The organism is Streptomyces sp. NEAU-174 (assembly GCF_052665095.1).
Genome location: NZ_JBQTCE010000007.1, coordinates 155,276 through 174,038, shown reverse-complemented (window position 1 = coordinate 174,038; position 18,763 = coordinate 155,276). Strand labels below are relative to the sequence as shown.

Here is an 18,763-nt window from a genome sequence, read left to right as displayed (position 1 = left end):
GGAGTCCACCCAAGGAGACATCATGTCCTGGTATCAGGGTGCCCGGATGGCGGTCACCGGAGCCGCCGGGGGCATCGGACGGGCCACCTGCGCGCATCTGGCCGGTCTGGGCGCCGAGGTGTACGCCCTCGATCTCACCGCGTCCCCCGTGGGACGGTCCATCCGCTGCGATGTCACCGACGAGGACAGCGTGGCGGCCGCGATCGACACGGTCGTCACCGAGGGCGGCCGGATCGACGGCCTGGTCGCCGCCGCCGGTGTGGTCGAGGACGACGTGCCCGCGGAGCGGATGAGCGCCGCCGAGTTCGACCGGGTGCTCGGCGTCAATCTGAAGGGCACGTTCCTCAGCTGCGCCGCGGCCGCCCGGCGGATGCTCGACGGGGCGGGCGGCCGGATCGTCACGGTCTCCTCGATGTCCGGCACACATGTCGTCAACCACCCGCAGAAGCAGTCCGCGTACAACGCCTCAAAGGCCGCCGTGAGCGCGCTGACCCGTTCCCTGGCCGTCGAGTGGGGCCCGCGCGGGGTGCGGGTCAACAGCGTCGCCCCCGGCTATGTCGCCACGCCGCTCAACGACCTCAAGCGCCATATGCACCCGCGCTGGAAGGAGGGCACGGTCGCCGGACGGTTCGCGGAACCGGAGGAGATCGCCGCCGCCATCGGCTGGCTGCTCGGCGACGAGGCCGCCTACTGCGTGGGCACGGAACTGCTGATGGACGGGGGTTTCGCACTCCGATGAGCGGCACATCGAGGACACCGGACAGGGCGGTGGAAGGGGACACGATGGACCGGCGGGTGACCGTGACCGCGGACGGCGACATCGTCGTGGAGGAGGTGGCACGGGTACGGCCCACGGCCGGCGAGGCGCGGGTGCGCACCCTGCTGACCGGCATCTGCGGCTCGGACGTCCACGCCCTGCGCGGCGAACACCCCTTCATCTCCCGGCCGTACCACCCGGGGCACGAGGCCGTCGGCGTGGTCGCCGAAACCGGACCCGGCGTCTCCTCTGTGGCCGAGGGGGACCGGGTGCTGCTCGAACCCAATCTGGTGTGCGGGACCTGCCGCCACTGCCGCTCCGGCCGCTACAACATCTGCGGGGAACTGCGGGTCATCGGCTGCCAGACGGCCGGGGCGATGGCGGACGGCTTCACCGTCCGCGCCGACCGGCTGCACCGGGTGCCCGACGGGCTCACCGATGTGCAGGCCGTGCTCGTCGAGCCGCTGGCCACCCCCGTGCACGCGGTGCGCCAGGCCGGGGACCTCACCGGCGCCGGTGTGCTGGTCCTCGGCGCCGGGCCGATCGGACTGCTCACCGCCCTGGCCGCGCGGGCGGCGGGCGCGCGGACCGTCATCGTCACCGATCCGGTGGCGGCGAAGCGGGACCGGGCGGTGCGGCTCGGGGCGGACGTGGCGCTCGCGCCCGGTACCCCCGGCCTGCCGGAGCTGGTCAGGGAGCGGCTCGGCGGCGGCGCGGACGCGGTGTTCGACTGCGTGGCGGTGTCCGCCTCCGTCACCCAGGCCGTGCGCTCCGTCGAGAAGGGCGGCACGGTCATGGTCGTCGGGGTGCCCCAGGGCCCGTTGGACGTCCCGCTGGACCTGGTCCAGGACCGCGAGATCGCCGTGCGGGGCTCCCTGATGTACGTCGGGGAGGACATGCGCGCCGCGATGACGCTTCTCGGGACCGGTGCCGTACCGGCCGACGAGTTCGTCACCGCCACCTTCCCGCTGGACCGAGCGGATGAGGCGTTCCGGGCCGCCGGTGGCCCGGACCAGATGAAGGTGCTGGTGAGCGTCGGCTGACCGGCCCGCGAGCACAAGTGAGACAGCCCGAACGAAACCGCGCCGAAGCGCCCCGAACGAAGGAGACGGCGTGAAAGCCATCGTCTACGACCGACCCTACGCGTTCCGCTACACCGACCTGCCGGATCCGGAGCCGGGCCCGGGTGAGGTACGTCTGCGGGTGCGCTCGGCGGGAGTCTGCGGCACGGATGCCCATCTCCACCGCGGCGAGTTCTCCCCCCGCTATCCGCTCACCCCCGGCCACGAGGTGGTGGGCGAGGTGGAGTCGCTGGGGGAGGAGGTGACGGCGCTCGCCGTCGGACAGCGCGTCGCCCTCAACAACCGTGTCTCCTGCGGTTCGTGCGCCAACTGCCGCCGCGCCAGACCGGCCTTCTGCACCCGGCTGCGGGACCACGGTGTCACCCGGCCGGGCGGCTTCGCCGAGATGATCGTGGTGCCCGCGTCCCACTGCCACCCCGCCGATGACATCCCCCTGGACGTGGTGGCCTTCGCCGAGCCCGTCGCGTGCGCCGTGCACGGCATGGACGTACTCGCCCCGCAGCCCGGCAGCGATGTCCTCCTCTTCGGCGCCGGGACCACCGGCCTGCTGCTCGCGCAGCTGCTGGCGGGCAGCGGCGCGGGGCGGGTGACCGTCGCGGCGCCGACCGAGGCCAAGCTGAAGCTGGCCCGGGAGTTCGGCGCCGACGAGACGGTGGTCATGGACCGCGACGACTCCTCGGCCTCCGTCGGGGCGCTGCGCGCCCTGGCGCCCGACGGCTTCGACACCGTCGTCGACGCGACCGGCGCCCTCACCGTGATCGAGCAGTGTCTGCCGCTGACCCGCGACGGCGGAACCGTCTTCCTCTACGGCATGGCCGGGGAGCGGGAGCGCGTCGAGCTCTCCCCGCACGAGATCTTCAGCCGGGAGCTGACCATCCGCGGATCCTTCACCCAGGCGTTCAGCTTCGATCGCGCGCTGCGGGTCCTGCGCACGGGCCGGGTGCGCACCGACGGCATGATCACCCATCGGTTCGGGCTGGACTCGTACGGCGCCGCCCTCGACGCCGTCCGGGACGACCGCGGCTGCATCAAGGCGGTCATCCACCCCTGACCGCCGGGGCGGGCCTCGGCCCATACGGAACGCGGCTGACCTCGACGGGCGAGGTCAGCCGCGTTCCGTATGGGCGCTCCGGTTTCAGGGCAGACCGGGCCGCCCCGCGGAGCGTGGTTCCCCGGGAGCCGCCCGGGGCAGTGCCGGAGTGGCCGCCTGGGTGTTGCCCATGGACTGCAACGCCGAGGCCACGACGGTCATTTCGGCGACACAGGCCCGCTTGGGGAGGGTGATGGCCGCCAGACACGCTTCGGCGATGTCCTGTGGCTGAACGAACAGATCGCGCAGCTCCTGAGGCGGGGGCTCGGGCCGGTCGTCGAGGATCGGGGTGTTCACTATGCCCGGCAGGATGGTGCACACCCGTATGCCGTTGCCGTACTCGTCCATGCCCGCTCCCCGTGCGAGGCCCAGGAGCCCGGCCTTGGCGGCCTGATAGGCCGGACCTGTGTGATCGGGCCACGCCCCGGCCACGCTCGACAGGACGACCACGTCGCCGCGGGCCTCGCGGAGCCGGGGGAGCAGGGCGTGCAGCAGGTAGAACGTCCCGCTCAGATTGGTGGCGAGCATGGAGTCCCAGACCGGAGGCGTCAGTTGGGCGAGGCGCCGCTCGGGAATGTTGGTTCCGGCGGCACACACCAGGGTGTCCACCGGACCGGACACCCGCCGCGCCCAGTCCCGTACCGCCTGGGGGTCACCGACGTCGACACTGTGGTGGTGCAAGCGGTCCGCCCCGGGCGCGGCGTCCAGGGCCTGTTCCTCGATCAGATGGCCACGCCGGGCCAGACCGTGAACGGTCGCGCCCGCTTCGAGGAAGCGCCGCAGGATCGCGAGCCCGATGCCGCTGCTCGCTCCGCTGACCACGGCGGTGCGCCCGCTCATGTCCCCGAGCCGGCCGGAGGGGTGGCTGTTCATGGGATGTCCTCGGGGGTCGGTGGTCAGAAAGTGCCGTCGATCGTGATGCCCCCGTCGACCCGGAGGGTGGCACCGTGCACGAAGGAGGCGTCGGAGGAGAGCAGGAAGGCGATGGAGGTGGCGATCTCGGCGGGCTCGGCCAACCGGCGCATCGGTGTGCGCCGCACCAGCGCCTCCCGGTCGAGCGCCCCCGACTCCAGGCCACTGCGCACCATTTCGGTGGCCACGTAACCCGGCGCCACGGCGTTGACCCGGATGCCGACCGCGCCCCACTCGGCCGCCAGGGTCCGGGTGAGGCCCAGCACTCCGCTCTTGGCGGTGGCGTAGCCGAGCCGGCCGGGGAGCCCGAAGGTCGACCCGACGGAACCGATGTTGACCACACTGGCCCGGCCGCTGCGGACCAGCAGGGGGTAGGCACCGCGCGCGCAGTGCATCGCGCCGGTGAGGTGGACCGCGAGCTGATGGGCCCACTGCCGGCTGTCGAAGTCCTGGGCCGCCTGCCGGAAGATGACGCCCGCGCCGTTGACCAGTGCGTCGAGCCCACCGGCACGCGTCGCGATGTCGTCGTACATCGCGGCGACGCTGGCTTCGTCGGTGACGTCGACGGCGACTGCCAGGTGCCCCCCTGTCACGGGGGACGCCGCGTCGAGGGCCGCGACCTGGTCCTGGGCGGCGTCGCCCTTGAGGTCGGCGACGACGACGCGCCAGCCCCGCTCGGCGAGGACCCGGGCCGTGGCGGCCCCGATTCCCTGTGCGGCGCCGGTGATGAGAACGGTGGGGTCAGCCATGGGACATCTCCGTGGTGGGTTCGGTGGGCCGGGCATCGCGACCACCCGGTGTGGAGGACCGCTTGAGGGACTGGCGGTACGGGTCGGGGCTGATCAGCGCCGTGCACACGGTGATCAGCGCCATCGCCGTCATATAGAGGGCGATGAGGTGGTAGCCGTCGCCCGCCTCCAGCAGGGCGGTGGCGATCAGCGGGGACAGGCCGCCGGCGAGGACACTGGCCGCCTGCGAGCCGATCGAGGCACCGCTGTAGCGGACCTCGGGCTCGAACAGCTCGGCGAAGTAGGCGGACTGCGGTGCGTACACCGCGTGGTTGCCGACGTTGATGCACAGGATCGTGACGAGATAGATGACCGGGAGCGATCCGCTGTCGAGCGCCCAGAAGAAGGGCCAGGACAGGGCGGCGAGCAGGGCCGAACCGAAGAGCACCACGGGCCGGCGTCCGACCCGGTCGGACAGCCGTCCCCACAGGGGCAGGCTGATCAGGCCCAGGGCGGCCGTAATGATCACCCCGATGAGCAGGTCGTCGCGTTCCAGGCTGAGCACCGTCGTGCCGTAGGTGAGCACGAAGGTGGTGTGGATGTAGAAGGTGCTGTTCTCGGCGAACCTGATGCCCGCGGCGCGCAGGACGTTGGCAGGCTGGGTGCGGAGCACGGCGATCACCGGCCGTCGTTCGATCCGGCCCGCCTGCTCCATCGCGCGGAACACCGGGGATTCGCTCACCCGGAGCCGGATGACGAGCCCGACCGCGATGAGTACCGAGGAGGCGAGGAAGGGAACGCGCCAGCCCCACACCTGGAAGTCGTGGTCGCTCGTGGTGCCCGACAGGGCGAAGAAGGCCAGGTTGGCGACGAGCATTCCGGCGGGAACTCCCATCTGCGGCCAACTGCCGTAGAAGCCACGCCGGTTGGGCGGTGCGTGCTCGACAGCCATCAGGGCCGCAGCGCCCCATTCGCCGCCCACCCCGAAGCCCTGGACGATCCGCAGGGCCACCAGGAGCAGGGGGGCTGCGACACCCAAGGCGGGGAAGCCGGGAAGCAGCCCGATACAGAAGGTGCTGCCGCCCATGAGCAGCAGCGAGAGCACCAGCATGGACTTACGGCCGATCTTGTCCCCGTAGTGCGCGAAGACCACGCCGCCGACGGGCCGGGCGGCGAACCCCACGGCATAGGTGCTGAACGCGAGGAGCGTTCCCACCACCGGAGAGGTGCCGGCGGGGAAGAAGAGTGTGTTGAAGACCAGGGCGGCGGCGATGCCGTAGGTGAAGAAGTCGTACCACTCGATGGCCGTTCCGATCATGGTCGCCCAGGCCACGGTGCGGATGTTGGGTGTGTCGGCGGTGGGAGGGGAGGGTGGTGTGACGGCGGAGGGAGGATTCATGGCTGGGTCCTTCGGGGCGGGGGGAGGAGGGGACGAGCGGAGGTCCCGCGACCCGGTGTCTCTCAGTCCGGGAGCAGGGTCTCCTTGAGGACGGGGCTCGGCCGCCGGGCGAGCTCGTCGAGGAGTTCCCCGGCCTGGCTGAGCGGCCGGGAGCGCTTGAGACCGTCGACGGCCGGGACGAGCCCTTCGGCCAGCAGGTCCATCGCGTGGTGGAAGTCCTCGCGCTGGTACATCTGGACGCCGATGAGCTCGCGTTCCCCGCGCTGGAGTGCCACTCCGCCGACGGTCAGCTCGGCGGGGCTGATGCCCACCAGGACGGTGCGGCCGCCACGGCAGGTCGCCGTCAGCGCCTGCGTGGTGGTGGCCTGGGCGCCGACGCAGTCGAACACCACATCCGCGCCTTCGGAACGGATGTGGTCCCCGGCCGCGAGGAGCGGTTGGGCGGCCGTCGTGCGCACGACGTGCGGCACCCCGAGCCGGCGGGCGAGGCCGAGCCGCAGCGGGTCCCGGTCGGTCACCACCACCCGGCCGATGCCCTGGGCGGCGAGCACGAGCGCGCAGAAGACGCCGATCGGACCCGCACCGATCACCAGGGCCTGGTCGTCGGCGCCGACGCGGGCCCGGCCGACCGCGTGCACGGCCACTGCCAGCGGTTCGATCAGGACCCGCAGTTCCTCGGGCACCCGGGGGTCGATCGGCAGGAGGTGGTGCGGCGGGATGGTCAGGAACCGGGCCATGGCCCCGTCGATCTGGCCGCCGACGAACCGCATCCGCGCACACAGCTGCTCGCGCCCCCGCGCGCAGTTGTGGCAGGTGCCGCAGCCGTTCGGGGGAACGATGACCACGGGGGTGCCGGGGGTGAGCGGTGCGGACCCGGTGGCATAGGGGTCCGCGGCGTGTTCTTCGACGATCCCCCACGCCTCGTGCCCGAGGGCCAGTGGGGGCTTGAGCACGGCGTGCTCGCCGGACCACATCTTCAGATCGCTGCCGCACACGCCGACTTCGCGGACCCGGACCCGGACCTCACCCGGTGGGGGGCCGGTGAGGTCTCGCTCGACGAGGGCGACCTGCCGGGGCGCGGTGACACGGACCTGACGTTGGCGGGTGTCCGGGGCCCGCGACACTCCCTCGGTCACGGGCGTGGACTGGTCGGGGAGGGGCATCGCATCTCCTTGGCTTCGACGAAAGCCCACCTCGGTGGTGGTGTGACGGCGGCCACGGAGACATTCTCATGACGTGGACGCACTGTCCAGTGGATGGTAACTTCCGATGGCGATGGTGGTGCGGACCGGACTTGGCCGTGCCGCCGATCGGGCCCGCCAGCGGACTCGCCGACTGGGCTCGCCAACGGGGCTCACCGACTGGGAGAGACACCGAATGACTGCACAGACGCCGGTAGCGCCGGCGGACAGCGAACTCATCAAGCACATCGAGGAACGGGCGCTGTTCGCCCGTCTGGAGACGGTGCGGCTGATCTCGATCGCGAAGACCGGCCATTACGCGTCCGGCTTCTCCTGCGCGGAGATCCTGGCCACGCTCTACTACGGGGTGATGCGGCTGCGGCGCGGGGAGCCGGACTGGCCCGACCGTGACCGGTTCCTGTTCGGCAAGGGGCATGCGGCGGCCACGCTGTACCCGCTGCTGGCCGACTGGGACTTCTTCGACGCGGCCGAGCTGGACGAGTACACCCGGCTGGGGAACGCCTTCGGTGACCACCCGGACATGACCCGCATTCCGGGGATCGACTTCAGTTCCGGGTCGCTGGGCCACGCCCTGTCGGCCGGGACCGGGATGGCGATGGGCGGCCGTCTCCAGGGGCGCCCGTACACCACGTTCGTCCTGCTCGGCGACGGAGAGCTGCACGAGGGACAGGTCTGGGAGGCGGCCCTGGGCGCCGCACACCACCGTCTGGGGCGGCTGGTGGCCATCGTCGACCGCAACGACCACTCGCTCGACGGCCGCATCGACGGCGTGACCGGGATCGAGCCACTGCTGGAGAAGTGGCGGGCGTTCGGATGGCAGACGCACGAGGTCGACGGGCACGACGTCGCGTCCCTGCTGCCTCTGCTGCGCTCGCTGGCGCAGGACACCGGCCGCGACCGTCCGGCCGTGGTCGTCGCCAACACCGTCAAGGGAAAGGGGATTTCCTATATGGAGTCCGAGTTCGGATGGCATCTGGGCTGGCTGGCCGAGCGGGACGAGGCCAACGCCCTGGCGGAGCTGCGGGGGACACGATGAGCGTCGCACCCGGTCTCCAGCCCGAATCCTGGCATCTGCTGAGCCTGCTGGAACAGGCCCCGGGCCTGAAGGCCCTCGGCGACACCCTGGCCGACCTGGCAGACGAGGGCCATCCGGTGGTCGTGGGCACCGCCGACCTGAAGTACTCCAACGGACTGGTGCGCTTCCAGGACCGCCACCCGGACAAGTACCTCCAGTTCGGGATCTCCGAGCAGCACATGGTGTCCACCGCGGCGGGCCTGGCCACCACCGGCCTGCGGCCCTACGTCGCCACCTTCGCGTCCTTCATGGCGCTGCTGGCCTGCGAGCAGATCCGCACCGACGTCGCCTACACCCGCCTGCCGGTCCGGCTGATCGGCCACCACGCCGGGATCACCCTGGGCTTCTACGGAACCTCCCACCACGCCACCGAGGACCTGGCCATCACCCGCAGCATCGCCGGACTCACCGTGGTGGCACCGGCCGACACCGCGGCCCTGGCCGCGGCGCTGCGCGCCACGGTGGACCATCCGGGCCCGGTCTACTTCCGCATCGGCCGCGGCCGGGACCCGGACGTCTACCCGGCCGGCACCACTTTGGAGATCGGGAAGGCGGTCGAGCACGGCACCGGGAGTGATCTCACGCTCATCGCCACCGGCTCGATGGTCCACCCCGCTCTGGGGGCCGCGGCGGCGCTCTCCGCGGACGGGTACAGCGTCGGGGTGCTGGATATGCACACCGTCAAACCGCTGGACGAGGAGGCGGTGCTCAAGGCCGCGCGAGGTTCCCGGCTGCTGATGACGGTGGAGGAGCACAATGTGCTCGGCGGCCTCGGTGGCGCCGTGGCCGAGCTGATCAGCGAACACGGCGTACCGGTCCGGCTGCACCGCCACGGGATCCGGGACCAGTACAGCCTCATCGGCCCGCCCACCCATCTGTACGGGCACTACCGGCTGGACGCCCCCGGAGTCGAGGCAGAAGCCCGCGAAGCACTCCTCGCCTAGAACCGACGCGCTGCTCGTCCAGAGCCGGTGGGCGCGAGATGCCCGCCCCGGGATTCCTCCGGGGCGGGCGCCGTGTCCTGGGCCGTCGGTCCCTTCCGTCAGCCGAAGTCGGCGACGGCGCCGGTGACGGCCTTCCAGCCCAGCGCCCGCGAAATCTCCTGGCCGGCCTCGACCAAACGCTCGCGCAGACCGGCCGGGTCGGTGCCGAGGATCGCCTCCCGGACCCCGCTGATGGACAGGGCGGCACGCACCTGCCCCCGGTAGTCCAGGATCGGGACGCCGAGCGCGGCCACACCGACTGTCACGTCCTGGTCGCTGACCGAGATCCCACTGTCGGAGGTCTGCTCCAGCACCGGGACCAGCGAGTCCGCCGTGACCGGAGTGGACGGGGTGAACCGCTCCAAGGGCCCCTGCTCAAGGTAGTCCGACCAGGCCGAGCGGTCCTGGAAGGCCAGCAGGGCGCGGGAGGCCGCCCCGGCGTGCAGCGGCAGCGCACCGCCGAGTTTCAGGGCGAGGGACTGGACCCGCCGGCCGTCCAGCCGCTCGATGCACACCGCCTCGCGGCCGCGCTGGACGCACAGGTACACCGTCTCGCCGGTCTCGTCGTGGAGGCGCTCCATCACCGGCTGCGCGAAGCGCCGCTCGTCGAAACGCTCCACCACGGCGGTGCCGAGGCTGAGCAGATGGAATCCCAGGCGGAAGGTACCGCGCCGGCTGCCGCCTTCCACCATGTCCAGGCCTTGGAGGCTGGACAGCAGTCGGTATACCGAGCTGCGGGGCTCACCCAGCTCCTCCGCGAGCTGCGCGGCCGTCGCCTCGCCTCTCGCCGCGAGCAGGTCGAGGACCTCAACGGACTTACGGACGAGAGCCAGACCACCATCTTGTGCCACGAGAGCAAAGATATCACTCAGCGGACAGAGTGACTACTGGTCAGTAATCGACGTCGGGGGTGGTGCGGGGTGCCGGGAGCCGGCCGTCCCGTACCCGGCACCGGAACCAGGTGATCTTTCCGGTGGTGGTGACGCGGGTGCCGAGGGCATCGGCGAGCGCGGCGACGAGGAGCAGCCCGCGGCCGTTCTCGGCGTCGGGGTCGCTGGGGCGCGGCTGGGGCGTCTCATGGCAGCCGTCCCCGACCTGGCAGATCACACAGCGTCCGCGACGCAGCCACAGCCGCAGCCACACGGGCCCGTCGGTGTGCTCGATCGCGTTGGTCACCAGCTCGTCCACCATGAGGACGATGTCGTCGGCGGCGGTGTCGGGCACCCCCCAGCAGCGCAGCGCGCCCGCCGCGGTACGGCGGGCCCGGCCCACGGCGGCCGGGTCGGTGGCCAGCCGCAGGGCCAGCCCGCGCGGGGTGGTGGGGACATCGGGCGGACCCGTCCGCCGGCGCGGCGGCGGGCCGTCGGGTGGTGAGGGGGATGCGGTGGCGATCGCCCCCGCTGGGTGCACTGTCATTTCCGTACTCCTTTCCGGGCGCCGTGCGGTCCGGAAGGGGGTTGTGGCCGACTCCGTCGAGAAGGGGGCCACCTCCCAGCCTCGTAGTGGTTTCTGCGATAGTCAAGATCATTAGAAGAAATTTCTACGTCGATTTTCGGGGCGCGGTTCATGTCGGGCGTATGTCGTGGAAATTTCTTCGAGATGCATTGACAGTGCTCGAAACCTCTGCGACGTTGTGGATCGAGCCGCTGAGCACGTCCCACCGGCCATCTCCAGCCCGATCAGGGCCGAGCCGACCGATGAACGCGTCGGCACCGACAGTCCCCGCTGCCGCGAACCGGCACCCGGCGGGCGGCGCACTTCCCCCAAGCCACCCCCCGCACGTCGAGAAAAGGCAAACTCATGGCAGATCGCGTCATGCCGCGCCACAGAGCGCTCGCGGCCTTGTCCGCGGGAATCGGTCTCACCTTGCTGCTCACCTCATGCGGGAGCGGCATCAGCGGCCACGGTGACGACAAGACCATCGTCGGCCTCGTCACCAAGACCAACGACAACCCCTTCTATGTGAAGATGCGCGAGGGCGCCCAGAAGAAGGCCCGCCAGCTCGGCGTGGACCTGCGGACCTTCGCCGGCAAGGGCCAGGCCGACAACGACTCGCAGGTCAAGGCCATCGAGAACCTGGTGGCCGCGGGCGCCAAGGGCATTCTGATCACCCCGGCCGACTCCGGCGCGATCATCCCCGCCATCGAGCGGGCGCGGAAGGCCGGTGTCATGGTCGTCGCCCTGGACTCGCCGACGGAACCGGCATCCGCGGTGGACGCCACGTTCGCCACCGACAACCGGCTGGCCGGCCGCATGATCGGCAAGTGGGCCAAGGCGCGGATGCACGGCAAGCGGCCGAAGGTCGCCCTGCTGGACCTCAGCTCCGAGCAGGTCAAGGTCGACGTCCTGCGGGACCAGGGCTTTCTGGAGGGCTTCGGCATCGATGTCCGGAACCCGAACCGGATCGGCGACGAGCGCGACTCCCGGATCGTCGGCCACGAGGTGACCGGCGCCAATGAGGAGGGCGGACGCGACGCCATGGAGAAGCTGCTCCAGAAGAACGGCTCCATCAACCTCGTCTACACCATCAACGAGCCCACCGCCGCGGGTGCCTATCAGGCCGTCAAGGCGGCCGGTAAGCAGAAGGACATCACCATCGTCTCCGTCGACGGCGGCTGTCCCGGCGTCAAGAACGTGGCCGGCGGTGTCATCGGCGCCACCTCGATGCAGTTCCCCGTGAAGATGGCGGCCGAGGGCCTGGCCGCCGTGGCCGCGCACGCCAAGGACGGCGGCAAGGACTCCGGCTCATCCGCACAGGGCTTCACCAACACCGGAGTCTCCCTCATCACGGACACCCCCGTATCCGGTCTGGATTCGCAGAAGTCGGACTGGGGCCTGCGCCACTGCTGGGGCTAGCCCCGCCACCGCTCGGGGCAGGCCCCGGCGGACGTCCGGCACACCCATATATCCCTCACCGTTTCCAGGAGTTGACCGTGGTGCACGACACCGTCCCCCCACCCGCCGCAGACCCTCCCACCACCCGGCCGCAGGCGCGCGGAGCGCTCGCCCGCGGACAGTCGGCCCTGCACACCAAGCCGCTGCTCGGCCCGCTCATCGTGCTGCTCCTCGCCTCGCTGTTCTTCAGCGTGTGGGTGGGGTCCCGGTTCAGCGATCCGCTCAATATCTCGCTGATCGTCCAGCAGGTGCAGATCATCGGGATGGTCGGCATCGCCCAGACGCTGATCGTGCTGACCGCGGGCATCGATCTGTCGGTCGGGGCCATCACCGTGCTCGCCTCCGTGGTGATGGGCAAGCTGGCGGTGGACCACGGTCTGCCGGTGCCCCTGGCCCTGCTGCTCGGTGTCGTCATCGGCGGTGTCTGCGGCGGGCTCAACGGTGTGCTGGTCACCCGGTTCCGCATACCGCCGTTCATCGCCACGCTCGGCACCCTCAGCGTCTTCTCCGCCCTCACCCTCCTCTACTCGCGGAGCGAGACCATCCGGGCCCAGGATGTGCCGCCCCTGCTGAGCTGGCCGGGCCGCTCCATCGATGTCCTGGGCACCGATGTCACCTACAGCTCGCTGCTGATGATCGGCTGCTTCGCCGCCGTGGCCTATCTGCTGCGGGGCACCGCGTGGGGCGCCCATCTGCACGCGGTGGGCGACAACCGCGAGGGGGCCCGCCTCAGCGGGATCCGCACCGGGCGGGTACTGCTCAGCGTGTATGTGGTGGCGGGGCTGATCTGCGGTCTCGCCGCGTGGTTCCTCATCGGGCGGATCGGCTCGGTCAGCCCGCAGGCCGGTGAGAACCTCAACCTCCAGTCCATCACCGCCGTCGTCATCGGCGGCACCAGCCTCTTCGGCGGCCGTGGCCATGTCCTCGGCACCCTGCTGGGCTCCCTCATCGTGGGCGTGTTCAGCAGCGGACTCGCCCTGTCCGGAGTGGACGCCCTGTGGCAGGTCTTCACCGTGGGTGTCCTGGTGATCGTGGCCGTCGCCGCCGACCAGTGGATCCGGAAGGTGACGGCATGAATCCCCGGAACGATCACCGGAACAATCACCGGAACGATCGACGGAACACGACCACCGACGTACTCGCCCTCCAGGCGCGCGGCCTGGTCAAGCGCTACGGACATGTCACCGCCCTCGGCGGGGCCGATGTGGAGCTGCGCGCCGGTGAGGTCCTCGCCGTCATCGGCGACAACGGCGCGGGCAAGTCGACGCTCATCAAGTGCCTCTCCGGGGCGGAGGTCCCCGACGCCGGGGAGATCCGCCTCTTCGGGGAGCCGGTGCGGTTCCGCAACCCCCTGGACGCGCGGGACCACGGACTGGAGACCGTCTACCAGAACCTGGCCGTCGCGCCCTCCCGGGACATTCCCGCCAACCTCTTCCTCGGCCGTGAGCGCCGCAGGTCCGGCCCGCTCGGCAGGGTCTTCCGACTGCTGGACAAGAAGGGAATGCGCGAGGAGACCCGCGAACTCCTCACCTCCCTCGGCCTGCTGACCATCCAGAACTTCTCCCAGCCGGTGGAGACGCTCTCCGGCGGGCAGCGCCAGGGCGTCGCCGTGGCACGCGCCGCCTGCTTCGGCAGCCGGGTGATCATCATGGACGAGCCGACGGCGGCGCTCGGGGTGCGGGAGTCGCAGCGGGTGCTCGACCTCATCCGCGAGATCCGCGACCGGGGTGTGCCGGTCATTCTGATCAGCCACGACATGCCCCATGTCTTCGACGTCGCCGACCGCGTCCACGTCCAGCGGCTGGGCCGGCGCGTCGCCCTGGTGAACACCTCCGACATCTCGATGCCCGACGCCGTCGCCCTGATGACCGGAGCGCTGGACCCCGCGGAGCTCGACGGCAGATCCCCGGCGGGCACCCCATGACCGCACACGGCGACCCCACCCCCACCCACCGGGAGCACGCATGAACATCACACGGCCCGCCGTGCGCCCCGTCTCCGGCACCCCTCTCACCGGCACCTTCGCCGCCCCGCCGGAGGCAGGACCGGACGATGTGACGCTGTGGTGGCTCGGCCAGGCCGGATTCGCCCTGCGCCACCGCGGCCGGCTGATCCTGATCGACCCGTACCTCTCGGACACCCTCGCCGAGAAGTACCGCGGCACGCTCTTCCCACACCGCCGGATGCACCCCGCCCCGGTGGCACCGGAGGCCATCCGTGGGGTGGACGCGGTGCTGTGCACCCACGGTCACACCGACCATATGGACCCGGGCACCATCCGGGCCCTGCTCCCGCACAACGACCCGCGCTTCGTCGTCCCGCGCGCCGAGCGGGCGCGGGCCCTGGAGCGTGGCGTACCCGCCACCCGGCTGACCGGGACCACCGCGGGTGAGCGGGTGGCACTGGACGGCGGGATCACCGTCGAACCGGTCCCCGCCGCCCATGAACACCTCGAACAGGACGAGAACGGAGACCACCGCTTCCTCGGCTATGTGCTCACCGTCGGCGGGGTCCGCGTCTACCACTCCGGCGACTGCGTCCCGTACGACGGGCAGTCCGAGCTGCTGCGGTCGCTCCGCGCCGACGTGGCGCTGCTGCCCGTGAACGGGCGCGACCGCCACCGCACCGAGAACGGCGTCCCCGGCAACTTCACCGTCCGGGAGGCGGCCGAGCTGTGCGAGGCGGCCGGGATCCCGCATCTGCTCTGCCACCACTTCGGGCTGTTCGACTTCAACACCGTCGACCCGGAGGACGCCCGCGACGCACTGCGCCGCCGCGCCACGCCACTGTCCTGGACCGTGCCGCGGGTGGGCGACGCCCACGTCCTCACCCCGAGCGATACCCCGGGCGACCCCACCGCGAAAGAGGACCGATGAACCCCACCGAACTCCTCGGCGCACTGCGCCGCGTCCGGATCGTCCCGGTCGTCACCCTGCCCCACGTGCGCCACGCCGACCCGCTCGGCGAGACGCTGCTCGGGGCGGGGCTGCCGGTCGCCGAGATCACCTTCCGCACCCCGGCCGCCCGGGACGGGATCGCCACCCTGCGGGCCCGCCACCCCGAGCTGCTGGTCGGCGCGGGTACGGTCCTGGACCGCACGACCGTGGACCACGCCATCGACGCGGGAGCGCAGTTCGTGGTGGCGCCCGGCTTCAACCCGGACGTCGTGGACCACTGCCTGGAGCGGAAGATCCCCGTCGTCCCCGGCATCAACAGCCCCACCGGTGTCGAGGCGGCCGTGGCCAGGGGGCTGCCACTGGTGAAGTACTTCCCGGCCGAGGCGTCGGGCGGACTGCGGCTGCTGGACGCCATGGCGGCTCCGTACGACGGGATGGCGTTCCTGCCCACCGGCGGCCTCACGCCGGACAACCTCCCCGACTATCTCAGCCGGCCGCATGTGGCGGCTTGCGGTGGCACCTGGATCGCCAGTGCCGCGCTGCTGGCCGAGGGGGAGTACGAGGCCATCGGGCGCAACGCCCGCGGCGCGGTCGAGATCGCCGCCGCGGCAGCCACCTCCTGAGAGCCACCTCCTGAAACACCCGAAGACCACCTCCTGAAGACCCCCGAAGAACCACCTCCGAACACCCACCCACCACCCCAAAGGGACAGCATGACCACCACCTACGAACCCGCCCCCGGCATCGCGCTGGAGGGCAAGGTCGCCATCATCACCGGTGGCGCCTCCGGCATCGGCGAGGCCGTCGGCCGGATCTTCGCGGCCAACCGGGCCAAGGTCCTCCTGGTCGACATCGACGGCAAGCGGCTCCAGCAGGTCGTCGGCTCCATCCAGTCCCAGGGCGGCGTCTGCGTGGGCATCGAGGCCGATGTCACCGAGGAGGAGCAGGTCCAGGGCTTCTTCCGGACCGCCATGGAGGAGTGGGGCCAGGTCGACCTCCTCGTCAACAGCGCGGGCCGCGACTCGCTCTCACCCCCGGTGACCGAGGTGACGCTGGAGGAGTGGAACAAGACCATCGGCCCCAATCTGACCGCGGTCTTCCTGTGCTGCCGCGAGGCGTTCCGCATCATGGAGCGGCAGTCCACCGGCGGGCGCGTCATCAATATGGGATCGTCCTCGGCCCGATTGGCATCCGGCCCCGGCCACAGCCCCTACCGCGCCTCCAAGCACGGGATGATGGGATTCAGCAAGAACATTCTCCTTGAGGGCAAGGAGAAGAACATCGGTGTGACGGTGATCAACCCGTCCCACGTCAAGACCCCGATGACCGAGATCATCGACAAGGGCCTGTACGACGGCGACATCCCCGCCTACCTCGACGGCTGGCTGGACGACAAGGAGCTCGCCGAGGGCATCCACGCCAGCTGCATCGACGTCGACAACGTCGCAGAGGTCTCCCTCTACGTGGCCACGCGCACGCCCGACGTCACCATCCCGCAGATCGCGCTCTACCCGACGCACAAGGCACACCGCTATGGCATGGAAGTCTGAGGCGGACCGAGCGATGAAGGCAGCAGTACTGCAATCCGAGGGCGTCCTCACCCTCACCGACATCCCCGCCCCCGCGCCCGTGGGCGACCGCTCCGTCCTCGTCCGCGTCGGCGGTGTGGGCGTCTGCGGCTCGGACGTGCTGAGGTTCGGCCGCGGGAAGGCGTACCACTATCCGCTCGTCCTGGGCCATGAGTTCTCCGCCGTGGTCGAGGAGGCGCCGGAGGGAAGCCGCTTCCGCCCCGGGGACCGCGCCGCGGTCTTCCCCCTCCTGCCCGACCCGGCGGATCCGATGACCCAGATCGGCGAGTACGCCGTCGGCTCCGGCTACGACTACTACGGGTCGCGGCGCGACGGCGCCATGGCCGAGTTCCTCCATGTGCCCGAGGCCAATCTGGTGCCGGTGGCGCGGGATGTGCCGCTGGTGCACGCCGCCATGGTGGAGCCCGCCGCGGTCGCCCTGCACGCCATGCTGAAGTTCCAGCTGCCCGCCCACGCCACCGCGCTGGTGATCGGGGCCGGGCCCATCGGGGCGCTGGCCGCCCAGTGGCTGCGCATCCTGGGCGCCAGCGAGGTGTACGTGGCCGATGTGGACGAGCGCAAGCGTGCCGTCATGGCCGGTCTCGGCTTCCCGGTCATCGACGCGTCCGCCGGTGACACGGTGGACACGGTCCGGGAGCTGGCCGGCGGCCGGGGCGTGGACTGCGCGGTGGAGGCGAGCGGTCTGCCCGCCACCCTCGTCCAGGCCATCACCGCGGCGGCCCCGCTCGGCCAGGTCATGCTCCTGGGCGACATCTCCGGTGACCTCACCCTGCCGCGCGCCCTGGTCTCCTCGATCCTCCGCCGTGAGCTGCGCGTCTACGGCACCTGGAACTCCAGGATCACCCCGGCCGGGCGCAGCGAATGGGACATGGTGGTCCACCACCTGGGCCGCGATCTGAAGGTGGCGCCACTCATCAGCCACACCCCGAGCCTGGAGGAGGCACCGGCGATGTTCGCCGACATGCTGGAGCGCCGCACCTGGTACAACAAGGTCGTCTTCGCGGTCGCCGACCAGGCCCAGGCCGAGCTCATCCGGCCCGGTGTCGTCGGAGGTGCGTCATGAGGGCCGCCGTGCTGCGCCGGCCCGGGGAGCTGGCGGTCGAGGACGTGGCCGAGCCCACCGTCGTCGGCGACGACCTGCTGGTGCGGGTCCGGGCCGCCTCCATCTGCGGCACCGACCTGCGCATCTTCAAGCACGGCCACTTCAAGATCCCGGATGGGCAGCGCCGGGTGCTGGGCCACGAGGTGGCGGGGGACGTGGTGGCGGTCGGGCCGCGGGTGTCCGCGTTCCACCCGGGCATGCGGGTCACCGTCACGCCGAACGTGGGCTGTGGCCGCTGCGACATGTGCCGCCACGGCTACAACAACATGTGCCCCGACTACGAGGCGTTCGGCATCAGCATCGACGGCGGCTTCCAGGAGCTGCTGCGGGTGCCCGGTTTCGCCCTCCAGCGCGGCAACGTCTTCGAGATCCCCGACGGTGTCTCGTACGCCGAGGCGGCCCTGGTGGAGCCGTTCTCCTGCTGCTACAGCGGGCAGCGCGGGCTGCGGGTGGGCCACGAGGACGTCGTGGTCATCACCGGCGCGGGCCCCATCGGCGCGTTCCATGTGCTGCTCGGCAAGCTCGCCGGGGCCCGCAAGGTGATCATCTCCAACCGCGGCCGCCCCCGTCTGGACCTCGCCGCCCGGCTGGGCGCCGATGTGTGTGTCGGGGTCCGCGAACAGGACCTGGCCGAGGTGGTGCGCGAGCACACCGGCGGCCGGGGCGCGGACGTGGTCATCACGGCCGTGTCCGACCCCCAGGTGCAGGCACAGGCGGCCGAACTGCTCGCCCCGCACGGCCGGCTCAACTACTTCGCGGGCCTCGGCGCCGCGCGGACCATCCCGCTCGACACCAACGCCGTGCACTACAAGGGCCTCACCCTGACCGGGACGACCGGCTCCACCAACGGCGACTACGGCCGTTGTCTGCGGCTGGTCGGCGAGCGCCGCGTCGATCTGTCACCACTGGTCAGTGAGGTGTTCCCACTGGAGAAGATCCACGATGCCTTCGGTTACGCGGCCTCCGGGGCCGGGATGAAGGCCATGGTCGCGTTTGACGGCGACCCCCACGCCACCACATCGGGCCCCGCGGTCCCGGCGGAAGACAGGTGA

The 18,763-nt window shown here is 71.2% G+C and carries 19 protein-coding genes; 13 read left to right on the top strand and 6 right to left on the bottom strand.

Features of this window, described 5'->3' with window-relative positions; genetic code table 11:
- Window positions 1–22: 22 nt before the first annotated feature.
- The 3 genes from ACT2CW_RS21460 (at window position 23) to ACT2CW_RS21450 (ending at window position 2,890) form a co-directional block, all read left to right on the top strand.
- The gene (locus ACT2CW_RS21460) at window positions 23–739 is read left to right on the top strand and encodes an SDR family NAD(P)-dependent oxidoreductase (protein WP_445517856.1); all 717 of its coding nucleotides are present in this window, start codon (window positions 23–25) and stop codon (window positions 737–739) included.
- 44 nt (window positions 740–783) lie between these two features.
- Window positions 784–1,800 (top strand): zinc-dependent alcohol dehydrogenase, encoded by a 1,017-nt coding sequence (locus ACT2CW_RS21455; RefSeq protein WP_445517855.1) that lies wholly within the window; start codon window positions 784–786, stop codon window positions 1,798–1,800.
- Window positions 1,801–1,870: 70 nt separating this feature from the next.
- Complete coding sequence (locus tag ACT2CW_RS21450) at window positions 1,871–2,890, top strand: zinc-dependent alcohol dehydrogenase family protein (protein WP_445517854.1); 1,020 nt, start codon at window positions 1,871–1,873, stop codon at window positions 2,888–2,890.
- Window positions 2,891–2,974: 84 nt separating this feature from the next.
- On the opposite strand, the gene ACT2CW_RS21445 is transcribed toward ACT2CW_RS21450, so the two are convergent.
- The 4 genes from ACT2CW_RS21445 to ACT2CW_RS21430 form a co-directional block, all read right to left on the bottom strand.
- Complete coding sequence (locus ACT2CW_RS21445; RefSeq protein WP_432046669.1) at window positions 2,975–3,802, bottom strand: SDR family oxidoreductase; 828 nt, start codon at window positions 3,800–3,802, stop codon at window positions 2,975–2,977.
- Window positions 3,803–3,825: 23 nt separating this feature from the next.
- Window positions 3,826–4,590 carry an SDR family NAD(P)-dependent oxidoreductase gene (locus tag ACT2CW_RS21440; protein WP_445517853.1) on the bottom strand — a complete coding sequence of 255 codons (765 nt, stop codon included), beginning with the start codon at window positions 4,588–4,590 and terminating at the stop codon, window positions 3,826–3,828.
- Complete coding sequence (locus ACT2CW_RS21435) at window positions 4,583–5,968, bottom strand: MFS transporter (protein ID WP_445517852.1); 1,386 nt, start codon at window positions 5,966–5,968, stop codon at window positions 4,583–4,585. The genes ACT2CW_RS21440 and ACT2CW_RS21435 overlap by 8 nt, the downstream gene beginning before the upstream one ends.
- Window positions 5,969–6,030: 62 nt before the next feature.
- Window positions 6,031–7,131: a zinc-dependent alcohol dehydrogenase gene (locus ACT2CW_RS21430; RefSeq protein WP_445517851.1), complete on the bottom strand. Its 1,101-nt coding sequence runs from the start codon at window positions 7,129–7,131 to the stop codon at window positions 6,031–6,033.
- 214 nt (window positions 7,132–7,345) lie between these two features.
- Between ACT2CW_RS21430 and ACT2CW_RS21425 the strand changes: the two genes are divergently transcribed.
- A complete protein-coding gene (locus ACT2CW_RS21425) occupies window positions 7,346–8,206 on the top strand; it encodes a transketolase (protein WP_445517850.1) in 861 nt (286 codons plus the stop codon).
- Window positions 8,203–9,189 carry a transketolase family protein gene (locus ACT2CW_RS21420; protein WP_445517849.1) on the top strand — a complete coding sequence of 329 codons (987 nt, stop codon included), beginning with the start codon at window positions 8,203–8,205 and terminating at the stop codon, window positions 9,187–9,189. The genes ACT2CW_RS21425 and ACT2CW_RS21420 overlap by 4 nt, the downstream gene beginning before the upstream one ends.
- Window positions 9,190–9,287: 98 nt before the next feature.
- On the opposite strand, the gene ACT2CW_RS21415 is transcribed toward ACT2CW_RS21420, so the two are convergent.
- Together ACT2CW_RS21415 and ACT2CW_RS21410 are read right to left on the bottom strand one after the other, a co-directional pair.
- Window positions 9,288–10,079 carry an IclR family transcriptional regulator gene (locus tag ACT2CW_RS21415; RefSeq protein WP_020873334.1) on the bottom strand — a complete coding sequence of 264 codons (792 nt, stop codon included), beginning with the start codon at window positions 10,077–10,079 and terminating at the stop codon, window positions 9,288–9,290.
- Between the two features lie 40 nt (window positions 10,080–10,119).
- The gene (locus ACT2CW_RS21410) at window positions 10,120–10,644 is read right to left on the bottom strand and encodes an ATP-binding protein (protein WP_445517848.1); all 525 of its coding nucleotides are present in this window, start codon (window positions 10,642–10,644) and stop codon (window positions 10,120–10,122) included.
- Window positions 10,645–11,028: 384 nt separating this feature from the next.
- Here ACT2CW_RS21410 and ACT2CW_RS21405 point away from each other — a divergent pair, with 384 nt between their 5' ends.
- The 8 genes from ACT2CW_RS21405 to ACT2CW_RS21370 all read left to right on the top strand — a co-directional run bounded on the left by ACT2CW_RS21405 (window position 11,029) and on the right by ACT2CW_RS21370 (window position 18,763).
- Entirely contained in the window at window positions 11,029–12,084 is a 1,056-nt protein-coding gene (locus ACT2CW_RS21405) for a substrate-binding domain-containing protein (protein ID WP_445517847.1), read from the top strand.
- A 77-nt stretch (window positions 12,085–12,161) separates the two neighbouring features.
- On the top strand, window positions 12,162–13,199 hold the full coding sequence (locus ACT2CW_RS21400; RefSeq protein WP_445517846.1) for an ABC transporter permease: 1,038 nt from the start codon (window positions 12,162–12,164) through the stop codon (window positions 13,197–13,199).
- Window positions 13,196–14,047 (top strand): ATP-binding cassette domain-containing protein, encoded by an 852-nt coding sequence (locus ACT2CW_RS21395; protein WP_445517845.1) that lies wholly within the window; start codon window positions 13,196–13,198, stop codon window positions 14,045–14,047. Before ACT2CW_RS21400 ends, ACT2CW_RS21395 begins: the two co-directional genes overlap by 4 nt.
- A 40-nt stretch (window positions 14,048–14,087) precedes the next feature.
- A complete protein-coding gene (locus ACT2CW_RS21390; protein WP_445517844.1) occupies window positions 14,088–14,999 on the top strand; it encodes an MBL fold metallo-hydrolase in 912 nt (303 codons plus the stop codon).
- Complete coding sequence (eda, locus tag ACT2CW_RS21385) at window positions 14,996–15,643, top strand: bifunctional 4-hydroxy-2-oxoglutarate aldolase/2-dehydro-3-deoxy-phosphogluconate aldolase (RefSeq protein ID WP_445517843.1); 648 nt, start codon at window positions 14,996–14,998, stop codon at window positions 15,641–15,643. Before ACT2CW_RS21390 ends, eda begins: the two co-directional genes overlap by 4 nt.
- A gap of 90 nt (window positions 15,644–15,733) precedes the next feature.
- Window positions 15,734–16,570 (top strand): SDR family oxidoreductase, encoded by an 837-nt coding sequence (locus ACT2CW_RS21380; RefSeq protein ID WP_164424063.1) that lies wholly within the window; start codon window positions 15,734–15,736, stop codon window positions 16,568–16,570.
- A 13-nt stretch (window positions 16,571–16,583) separates the two neighbouring features.
- On the top strand, window positions 16,584–17,672 hold the full coding sequence (locus ACT2CW_RS21375) for a galactitol-1-phosphate 5-dehydrogenase (protein ID WP_445517842.1): 1,089 nt from the start codon (window positions 16,584–16,586) through the stop codon (window positions 17,670–17,672).
- Complete coding sequence (locus tag ACT2CW_RS21370) at window positions 17,669–18,763, top strand: alcohol dehydrogenase catalytic domain-containing protein (protein WP_445517841.1); 1,095 nt, start codon at window positions 17,669–17,671, stop codon at window positions 18,761–18,763. The genes ACT2CW_RS21375 and ACT2CW_RS21370 overlap by 4 nt, the downstream gene beginning before the upstream one ends.

Coding starts and splice junctions, on each gene's coding strand:
- ACT2CW_RS21460 (WP_445517856.1), top strand. CDS start 23: ATGTCCTGGTATCAGGGTGCCCGGATGGCGGTCACCGGAGCCGCCGGG.
- ACT2CW_RS21455 (WP_445517855.1), top strand. CDS start 784: ATGGACCGGCGGGTGACCGTGACCGCGGACGGCGACATCGTCGTGGAG.
- ACT2CW_RS21445 (WP_432046669.1), bottom strand. CDS start 3,802: ATGAACAGCCACCCCTCCGGCCGGCTCGGGGACATGAGCGGGCGCACC.
- ACT2CW_RS21440 (WP_445517853.1), bottom strand. CDS start 4,590: ATGGCTGACCCCACCGTTCTCATCACCGGCGCCGCACAGGGAATCGGG.
- ACT2CW_RS21435 (WP_445517852.1), bottom strand. CDS start 5,968: ATGAATCCTCCCTCCGCCGTCACACCACCCTCCCCTCCCACCGCCGAC.
- ACT2CW_RS21430 (WP_445517851.1), bottom strand. CDS start 7,131: ATGCCCCTCCCCGACCAGTCCACGCCCGTGACCGAGGGAGTGTCGCGG.
- ACT2CW_RS21425 (WP_445517850.1), top strand. CDS start 7,346: ATGACTGCACAGACGCCGGTAGCGCCGGCGGACAGCGAACTCATCAAG.
- ACT2CW_RS21420 (WP_445517849.1), top strand. CDS start 8,203: ATGAGCGTCGCACCCGGTCTCCAGCCCGAATCCTGGCATCTGCTGAGC.
- ACT2CW_RS21410 (WP_445517848.1), bottom strand. CDS start 10,644: ATGACAGTGCACCCAGCGGGGGCGATCGCCACCGCATCCCCCTCACCA.
- ACT2CW_RS21405 (WP_445517847.1), top strand. CDS start 11,029: ATGGCAGATCGCGTCATGCCGCGCCACAGAGCGCTCGCGGCCTTGTCC.
- ACT2CW_RS21395 (WP_445517845.1), top strand. CDS start 13,196: ATGAATCCCCGGAACGATCACCGGAACAATCACCGGAACGATCGACGG.
- ACT2CW_RS21390 (WP_445517844.1), top strand. CDS start 14,088: ATGAACATCACACGGCCCGCCGTGCGCCCCGTCTCCGGCACCCCTCTC.
- eda (WP_445517843.1), top strand. CDS start 14,996: ATGAACCCCACCGAACTCCTCGGCGCACTGCGCCGCGTCCGGATCGTC.
- ACT2CW_RS21380 (WP_164424063.1), top strand. CDS start 15,734: ATGACCACCACCTACGAACCCGCCCCCGGCATCGCGCTGGAGGGCAAG.
- ACT2CW_RS21375 (WP_445517842.1), top strand. CDS start 16,584: ATGAAGGCAGCAGTACTGCAATCCGAGGGCGTCCTCACCCTCACCGAC.
- ACT2CW_RS21370 (WP_445517841.1), top strand. CDS start 17,669: ATGAGGGCCGCCGTGCTGCGCCGGCCCGGGGAGCTGGCGGTCGAGGAC.